The 9013-nt window shown below is 35.1% G+C and carries 9 protein-coding genes; 7 read left to right on the top strand and 2 right to left on the bottom strand.

The genetic code is table 11. The annotated features are described in order from the left end of the window. From mutY to P8M54_RS06190, 5 genes are all read left to right on the top strand, one after another. Positions 1-950: A/G-specific adenine glycosylase (gene mutY, locus P8M54_RS06210; RefSeq protein WP_300286323.1), on the top strand; the 950-nt coding region annotated here is incomplete at its 5' end. A 41-nt stretch (positions 951-991) separates the two neighbouring features. Beyond that, a complete protein-coding gene (ssb, locus tag P8M54_RS06205; protein WP_300286321.1) occupies positions 992-1432 on the top strand; it encodes a single-stranded DNA-binding protein in 441 nt (146 codons plus the stop codon). 23 nt (positions 1433-1455) lie between these two features. Continuing rightward, positions 1456-2754 carry a gliding motility-associated protein GldE gene (locus P8M54_RS06200; RefSeq protein ID WP_300286319.1) on the top strand — a complete coding sequence of 433 codons (1299 nt, stop codon included), beginning with the start codon at positions 1456-1458 and terminating at the stop codon, positions 2752-2754. Beyond that, positions 2747-3328: a gliding motility lipoprotein GldD gene (gene gldD / locus P8M54_RS06195; RefSeq protein WP_300286318.1), complete on the top strand. Its 582-nt coding sequence runs from the start codon at positions 2747-2749 to the stop codon at positions 3326-3328. Before P8M54_RS06200 ends, gldD begins: the two co-directional genes overlap by 8 nt. A 75-nt stretch (positions 3329-3403) precedes the next feature. Beyond that, positions 3404-4270, top strand: coding sequence for a DMT family transporter (locus P8M54_RS06190; RefSeq protein WP_300286316.1), 867 nt, complete (start codon positions 3404-3406; stop codon positions 4268-4270). Positions 4271-4358: 88 nt separating this feature from the next. Here P8M54_RS06190 and P8M54_RS06185 read toward each other — a convergent pair whose 3' ends face one another. Both P8M54_RS06185 and P8M54_RS06180 read right to left on the bottom strand, forming a co-directional pair. Further along, positions 4359-6407, bottom strand: a complete 2049-nt coding sequence (locus P8M54_RS06185; RefSeq protein WP_300286314.1) for a pitrilysin family protein — start codon at positions 6405-6407, stop codon at positions 4359-4361. 12 nt (positions 6408-6419) lie between these two features. Further along, positions 6420-7745: a pitrilysin family protein gene (locus tag P8M54_RS06180; protein ID WP_300286313.1), complete on the bottom strand. Its 1326-nt coding sequence runs from the start codon at positions 7743-7745 to the stop codon at positions 6420-6422. 263 nt (positions 7746-8008) lie between these two features. On the opposite strand from P8M54_RS06180, the gene rplU reads away from it, so the two are divergent. Beyond that, the gene (gene rplU / locus P8M54_RS06175) at positions 8009-8644 is read left to right on the top strand and encodes a 50S ribosomal protein L21 (RefSeq protein ID WP_300286311.1); all 636 of its coding nucleotides are present in this window, start codon (positions 8009-8011) and stop codon (positions 8642-8644) included. 32 nt (positions 8645-8676) lie between these two features. Then, positions 8677-8943 carry a 50S ribosomal protein L27 gene (gene rpmA, locus P8M54_RS06170; protein ID WP_026709571.1) on the top strand — a complete coding sequence of 89 codons (267 nt, stop codon included), beginning with the start codon at positions 8677-8679 and terminating at the stop codon, positions 8941-8943. Positions 8944-9013: the final 70 nt, after the last annotated feature.

Genomic DNA, 9013 nt, shown 5'->3' with positions numbered 1-9013 from the left:
TCTCAGAAATCATGTTACAACAGACGAGAGTAGCGCAAGGTACGCCTTATTTTTTATCTTTTACAAGCGCTTTTCCTACTGTTTTTGATTTGGCTAAAGCCAATGAAGATCAAGTACTGAAATTATGGCAAGGTTTGGGGTATTATTCCAGAGCGCGCAACCTTCATAAAACCGCACAACATATAGCTTTTGAGTTAAACGGGGTTTTCCCTAAAACCTACAAAGACCTTCTTGACCTTAAAGGAGTTGGCGAATATACTGCTGCTGCCATTGCCTCTTTCTCCTATAATGAAGTGGTGCCTGTTGTTGATGGAAATGTTTTTAGAGTATTGTCTCGCTATTTTGATGTGGAAACGGATATTGCTTTGGCTTCAGCCAAAAAAGAATTTGCTGCGCTCGCCTTAGCGTTAATGCCTGCAAAGGATCCCGCTTCCTTCAATCAGGCTATAATGGAGTTTGGAGCCTTGCAATGTGTTCCTAAAAATCCTAACTGCAGTGTTTGTGTTTTTAATAGTAGTTGTGCCGCCTTGCAAAAAGGCAAAGTGAGTGATTTGCCGGTGAAGTCAAAGAAAATCAAAGTTCGCAATCGCTACTTTAATTATATTGTGGTCGCTGATGTTGATGATAATATTGTTATTAATAAAAGAACAGCTAAAGGAATTTGGCATAATTTATATGAGTTTCCATTAATAGAAACCGATAAAGAGGAAGATTTTGACACGATTTCAAACCGAATCACTAAGGAGCATTTTACCGCGTCCGATGTTATTAGTGTTGAAGAATGTAACAGTAATAGTATTCTTCATAAGTTATCACATCAACATTTGTATATCAAATTTTGGAAAGTAAAGCTATCGGTAGCAATTGACGGAGCAATTCGTGCTGCTGAGTTGAAAACATATCCGTTCCCAATTGTAATTCATAATTTTATTGAAAAGGAAATAGAGTGATTTTAAAAAAATGTATCTTTGATTAAATACCACTTATTATAATGAACGGAACCTTAAATAAAGTTATGCTTATTGGTCACTTAGGTGATGATATTAAAATGCACTATTTTGATGCAGGAAATTGTATTGGTCGTTTTCAATTGGCCACGAATGAAGTGTATATCAATAAAACAACCAACGAAAAAATTACTTCTACGGAGTGGCATAATTTGGTTGTGCGCAATAAAGCAGCCGAGATGTGCGAGAAGTATTTAAGTAAAGGAGATAAGATATATGTAGAGGGTCGTATCAAATCGCGTCAATGGCAAACAGAGGATGGTACCGTAAAATACGCAAGCGAAATACAAGTAACGGAATTTACTTTTTTGACCACTAAAAAAGGCAATGAAAACAACAAACAAATTCCCGGCACTGAATCGCCAAAAAACACTAACTTTGACCCCCAGAATAACGGCTTACCTATCAATGATTTGCCGTTTTGATTGTTTAACTAATCTTTTTTAATTTGGACCCAGAGCCCAGTTTAAATTTTGCATACGCTATTGATTTCGATCTAGTGTTTGGTTTTGCCGGAATAGCTGTATTGCTTTTTTTCTCGGCCCTAGTATCAGGTGCCGAAGTAGCCTTGTTTTCGCTTACGCAAAAAGACCTTGATGAATCAGTTCAAGCAAATCCTACCAAAGGGAAAATATTAGTGGATCTTCTTAGTAAGCCCAAAAAGCTTTTGGCAACTTTATTAGTAGCAAACAACTTTATTAATATTGGCGTTGTAATTTTGTTTTCCTTTATTGGAGGCGGTCTTTTTGCCGCAGTTACCTCACCTGTTTTAAAATTTATTTTAGAAGTTATCGTAGTGACTTTTTTATTGTTACTTTTTGGCGAGGTTTTGCCCAAAGTATATGCCAGTAGAAACAACTTGAAATTTGCTAGTATTGTTGCTTTGCCAATTTCCTTTTTAGACAGCGTTTTGTCACCAATTAGTATCCCAATGCGAAATTCAACGGTTTATTTGCACAATAAACTCGGAAAGCAAAAAACAAATTTCTCTGTAGACCAACTGTCTCAAGCATTAGAATTAACGTCATCTGATGATACTTCAAGCGAAGAGCAAAAAATATTAGAAGGAATTGTTTCATTTGGTAATACCGATACCAAGCAGGTAATGAGTCCTAGAATCGATGTTTTTGGATTAGAAATAACAGAGACTTTTGCAGGGATTTACATTAAAATAATTGAAAAAGGATACTCCAGAATTCCGGTTTACCGCGACAATATCGATCAAATAGAAGGAATTTTATTCGTTAAAGATTTATTGCCCCATTTGAACAAAGACGATTTTGATTGGGTAACTTTAATCAGAGAACCCTTTTTCGTTCCTGAAAATAAGAAACTAGATAATTTATTGAAGGACTTTCAAAGTATGAAAAGTCATTTAGCCGTTGTGGTTGACGAATATGGCGGTACTTCAGGACTAGTATCATTAGAGGATGTTATCGAGGAAATTGTTGGTGATATTAGTGATGAGTTTGATGATGAGGATATAAATTTCTCTCAAATTGATGATAGAAACTTCCTTTTTGAAGGGAAAGTCAATTTAAGGGATTTCTACAGAGTCGTTGATGTTGATGAAGATGTTTTTGAAGAAAGAAAAGGAGAAGCGGAGACGCTAGCCGGATTTATTTTAGAGATCTCCGGAAATTTCCCTGCCAAAGGACATAAAATTAGTTTCGCAAACTGTTTATTCACCGTAGAAGTGGTAGATAAAAAACGAATTAAACAAATAAAAGTTACTATTGATGCTTAGTTTTAAAAATAGCAGTAGCCGCATTTTCATTGCAATTTTGGGATGTATTTTGCTAGTTTCAACGACGAGTTGTAAAGATGATGTAATTCCTAAGCCGTCCAGTTATTTGCGATTGGATTACCCGATGGCGGCTTACGCTAATTTTGAAAACAATTGTCCGTTTACTTTTGAAATGAACGCCGATGCGATCATAAAGGCCGAGAAAGATTGCGGGCTTACGATTACCTATCCTAAAATGAAGGCTACCATTTACCTGAATTATCAACCGGTAAAGAATGATATTAATGCCTTATTAAAAGATGCTCAAACACTTACTTACAAGCACGTAATCAAAGCAGATGATATCTTGGAACAACCGTACTTAAATCCGCAAAAGAAAGTTTATGGTATGTTTTACCAAGTTGACGGTAATGCAGCGACAAATTCCCAGTTTTATGCTACGGATAGTACGAAGCATTTCGTTCAAGGCACTGTTTATTTCTACGCAAAACCCAATTTTGATTCGATTATGCCAGCAGCAAGTTATATTAAAAATGACATGCAGCACTTATTAGAAACTTTAAAGTGGAAGTAGTTTTAAATTAATTTTTCTCTAAAAAATTAGGGGTATTCCATAAAATTATTAGATTTTTGACAAAAAATTATAGTAATGGAATCAAAACAATTAAAATGGGGTTATCTAATAGTACTTTCCTTAATCTGGGGGAGTTCTTTTATTTTAATCAAAAAGGGATTACTAGGCTTATCAGCAATTCAAGTGGGTTCATTGCGAATTGTGTTTGCTGCTTTCTTTTTGCTGCTAATCGGTTTTAAGAGTTTATCTAAAATCCCAAAGGTCAAATGGAAGTTTATTGCTTTAACTTCAGTATTTGGGACCTTTGTACCTGCTTTTCTTTTTGCAATTGCTGAAACCGAATTAGATAGTTCAGTAACCGCCATATTAAATTCTTTAACGCCGCTAAATACTTTAGTTTTAGGAGCTGTTTTTTTTGGAGTGCAGTTTCAGCGCAGGCAAATGTGGGGAGTTTTAATTGGTCTTTGTGGTAGCTTGCTGTTGGTTTTTAATGGGGCGATGAACCATCCAAATCAAAATTATTACTATGCAATATTGGTTATTATTGCGGCTATTTGCTACGCAGTAAACGTGAACCTGATCAAGCGTTATTTGCATGACTTATCACCTTTGAGTATTTCTACAGGGAACTTTTTGTTTTTGTTGTTTCCGTCATTAGTGATTCTGTTTTCAACGGGTTTTGCTACTGTTATCCAAGTACCACAAGCGCAAGAATCTATTTTTTTTATAATGATTTTGGGAGTAGTAGGAACGGGTATTGCTAATATTTTATTCTTTAAATTAATTCAAATTTCGTCGCCGGTTTTCGCGACTTCGGTGACTTATTTGATTCCAGTAGTAGCTTTCTTTTGGGGATTGCTGGATAACGAAATGTTGACAATTGTTCAATTCTTTGGAGCTTTGATTATTTTAGTAGGGGTGTATTTATCGGCAAAAAAATAGTTTCTATAGTTTATAATACATTTTGATATAAACAAAAATGGCTGTCAGTTATAAACCGACAGCCATTTTTTATTGCTTAGATCGTAGACTATTTAAAGTCTGTGTCAGTAACTCCTTCGTTGATTTTTACTTCAGAGATTTTGATATCTAATTCGATACCTACATTCTGAATAATGTTATAAGGTACTTTAACACCTTTAACAGCTCTATAGTCACCGTAGCTATTGGTTTGTGTAATTGATCGTCCTCCTTGATCCATTGTTTTGGCATCAGCAAGTTTTAAACCAGTTGTTACATCATAATACAGCTTAGTAGTACCGTTTTTAATTACGTAAGCTTCTTTACCATTGAATGTCTCGATTCCTTCAAGAGTAACTCCAGCTTTGCTTGCTAAGACTGTCTCTTCGAATAAAACGGCACTTTTTTTCATTTCAGCTAATGGCTCTCCGGTAATATCCATACGTTGTCCTTGTTGAACTATGTACCCGCTTGTTTCGTTTATAACCTGTTTCATCATGCTATTTGGTCCCATCGCTAACTCAACAAATACTTTTCCTTTGGCATCCGCTTTTGATGTATATGTTAAAGGGGCTGGTGCTTGAGGAATTACTGTTTGTCCTACCATAGCAATGGTTTTAACAGCTTGTACTGCTTTTAATCCTCCAATTGCAGTGATGTAATTGTCAAGTACGGTTTTAGCAGTTACTCCTGCAGCTACTTCTTTTTTGAAAACTGGTTTTTCTACTGGATTTCCGTACTTATCAAAGTAGTACATCGGTATTTTTAATTTTTCTAAACTTGCCGCTACTTCTGATCCTTTACCAGCAATAACAATACGAGTATTATCAGCTAGGAAAAAACGATTAGCTACGTCTTTGATATCTTGTACGGTTACTGCATTAATGTTTTTAATGTAGTTTTCGTAGAAGTCAGACGGTAAATCTTGTGTTTGCGTATTTAAAGCATAACGAGCGATTGTAGTTGGTTTTTGAACTTGCATAACAAAGTTTCCAATGTATTTCGCTTTTGCATTTTTTAAGTCATCTGCTGAAACTAAGTCGGTTCTCATTCTTTTCAATTCATTCAATATCTCAACAACTGAACTGTCTGTTACTGCATTTCGAACTGAAGCAGTAGAGCTGAATTTTTGCACGTATTTTCCAAATCCGATATCTGAATACGATCCGTATGTCCAACCGTGTTTTTCACGTAAGTTTAAAAACAAACGTCCTTCACCACCACCACCAAGAATTTGGTTTGCTAGTATAGTTGCAAAATATTGTTTGTCTGTTATTTTTAAATTAACGGTGTTCACTAGAGCAATTTCTGACTGTACTGCGTTTGGCATATCAACAAAGTTAATTTGCGTTTGTTGTACATTCTTAGGGTCAGGGTACGTTGGTTGTGGTGCTGAAGCCTTTTTCCAAGAACCAAAAAGTTTAGTTACTAGTTTCTTTACATCATTTGTATTAACATCACCTACGATAACTAGGTAAGCATTACCTGGTACAAAGTTGGTTTTGTAATTGTTGATTGCGTCTTGCAAGGTCACTTTAGAAACACTTTCCGTAGTTAAATATTCTCCAGAAGGGTGGTTTTTACCAAAAGCTAATGCGTCAACGACTCTTCCAGCTACAGCAGGAACACTTTTTTCTTGTGATTTGATTCCTTCTAAAAGTTTGGTTTGTATTTTGTCAAATTCAGCTTGAGTGAAAACAGTGTTTAAAGCACCGTCAGCCATTAAGGTTAAGATTTTATCTGAGTATTTAGATAATCCACTTGCAGCTGCTCCGTTTGAACTAAAATAGATATTAGCACCTAAAAAGTCAACCTCTTCATTAAAAGCATTTTTAGAGGTTGTCGCTGATCCACTACCAATAAGTTGGCTAGTGATGTCAGCTACACCTTTGATGTCTCCTTCGGCATATGGCATATTGTCTAAGCTAAGACTGTAGGATACTCGCGGTAGTTTGTGGTTTTCAACCACCATTACTTTCAGTCCGTTTTTCAATTCAAAGTTAGTAGACTTACCAATTTTAATAGAAGGAACTGATGTTGATTGTGGCTGCGGAATTACTTGTCCTTGCATAACGAGAGTCAAAAATAGACTGGATAATATATATATTGTTTTTTTCATGATTTTTCGATGTTATTTAGTTGCTTTTTCTGTTTTTGGCAAATAATCCAATACTAATCTCTGGTTAGGGTTTAGGTATTTTTTTGCAACAGTTCTAATTTCTTCAGGTGTAATACTACGGTAGATATCAATCTCAGTGTTGATTAAGTTGATGTCTTTGTACAACATGTAAAAGGTAGCTAGATTACTAGCAATTCCTTCAATACTAGCATTGCTGTTTACATATTGATTTTCGTATTTGTTTTGCAACTTCTGTAACTCTTTAGCTGGTATTAATTCCGTTTGTAACTTTACTATTTCAGCGTCAACTTCTGATAATATTTGTTCTGATGTAAAAGGAGCTTGTGGTAAGCCATACAATATATACATACCGTAATCTTCTTGACTATTGTTAATAGCACCTATTTGTAGAGCCATTTTTTTATCGTCTACGATGTTTTTGTATAATCGAGAACTTTTACCATCACTTAGTATAGTAGAGATGAAGTCTAACACTCTTGCATCACGTGATTTCATTGATGGTGTTCTATAAGCAGCCACCACCATCGGAATTTGGATGTTTGGGTCTTCAAATGTTGCTTTGATCGTTTGAGTAATTGGCTCTTCTACAAAAGTTTGTCTTTCAATAGCAGGTCCTTTCTCGATTTTACCAAAGTATTTTTGAATCCATTGTTTAGCTTCGTCTGTTTTAAAATCACCAGCTACAACAAGAACTGCGTTGTTAGGCATGTAGAATTTTTTGTTAAACGCTTGGAATTCCTCTAAAGTTGCTGCATCTAAATGATCCATAGATCCAATAGTAGTCCAACGGTAGGGATGGTTTTTAAAGATGTTTTTCTTTACTTCTGGTATGATTTGTCCGTAAGGAGAGTTGTCAAAACGTAATCTTTTCTCTTCTTTTACCACTTCGTTTTGAGTATCAACACCTATTTGATTAATGATAGGGTGTAGCATACGTTCTGCTTCCATCCATAAACCTAATTCCAGGTTGTTCGAAGGGAATACTTCGTAATAGTAGGTACGGTCATCGCTAGTATTAGCATTATTAGTACCTCCGTTTCCGGTTACGATTTTAAACCACTCGCCTCTTTTAATGTTTTCAGTACCTTCAAATAATAAGTGTTCAAAAAAGTGAGCAAAACCAGTGCGTTCTGGGTTTTCATTTTTAGAACCTACGTGATACATTACTGAGGTAATTACAACAGGTGCCGAAGGGTCGTTTTGAAGTACTACATGCAAACCGTTGTCCATGGTGTACTCTTCAAAAACTACTTTTTGAGCAGATGCGGCTCCTCCGATTAAAAGTGCGGCGCTTAAAGCCATTATTGATTTTTTCATATTGGTTAGTGAATTTGTGTTTGACTATATGTCGCAATGTTACTATTATTGTTACACTAAATAATAATTTTTTTATCAGAAATGTAACATAGTTTGTTTAAGGTTGTTGCCTTCAAGATGACTTCATGAAGTAATTTGTAAAAGATAAAAAGCGTTGAAAATCAACCTATAATAAAACTTGTATATTTTTTTAAAGCAACTGATTGCATACTAAATTTATAATTGTATATTTGCAACCTTAAAAATCAATAAATCAATTTGGTATGTATGCAATCGTAGAGATAGCAGGGCAACAATTTAAAGTAAGCAAAGACTTAAAGGTTTATGTTCACCGTCTAGCTAATGAGGAAGGTTCAAAAGTTTCTTTTGACAAAGTTCTTTTATTAGATGACAATGGTAGCATAACTTTAGGCGCCCCAGCTATAGAAGGTGCTTCAGTAGAAGCTAAAGTGTTACAACACTTAAAAGGTGATAAAGTTATCGTTTTCAAAAAGAAAAGAAGAAAAGGATACAAAAAGAGAAATGGTCACAGACAATATCTTACTCAAATTTTGATTGAGGGTATTTCTGGGTCAGGTGCTAAAAAAGCTGCTCCAAAAGCAGAAAAAGTAGCTGAGGCTAAAGCTCCAAAAGCATCTAAAAAAGGAGATGATTTGAAGTTAATTGAAGGAGTTGGACCAAAAGCCGCTGAAGCATTAGTTGCTGCTGGTATTGATACTTTCAAAAAATTAGCTAAATCAAGTGCTGAGTCTGTAAAAGAAATTTTAGAGGCATCAACATCTAAGTTATCTCATTTAGATCCAACTACTTGGGCGCAACAAGCTCAATTAGCTGCAGATGGAAAAATGGATGAATTGAAAAAATTACAAGATGAATTAAACGGTGGTAAAGCTGTCTAATTAATTATTAACAATATTTAAACTAATACGTCATGGCTCACAAGAAAGGTGTCGGTAGTTCGAAGAATGGTAGAGAATCAGAATCAAAACGTCTAGGCGTTAAGATTTTTGGTGGACAAGCTGCTATTGCTGGAAACATCATCGTAAGACAAAGAGGTTCAAAACACAATCCAGGTGAAAATGTTTACATTAGTAAAGATCACACACTACACGCAAGAGTAGATGGAGTTGTTAAGTTCCAAAAGAAAAGAGATAACAAATCATACGTTTCAATCCTTCCATTCGAAGTTGAAGCATAATTGATTTTCTCAATTTATTAAAAAACCCAATCTGAAAAGATTGGGTTTTTTTGTTTTTAATCAAGACTAC

Source organism: Flavobacterium sp. (assembly GCF_029242675.1).
Taxonomy (GTDB): Bacteria; Bacteroidota; Bacteroidia; order Flavobacteriales; family Flavobacteriaceae; genus Flavobacterium.
This window is presented reverse-complemented; position numbering and strand designations above follow the sequence as displayed.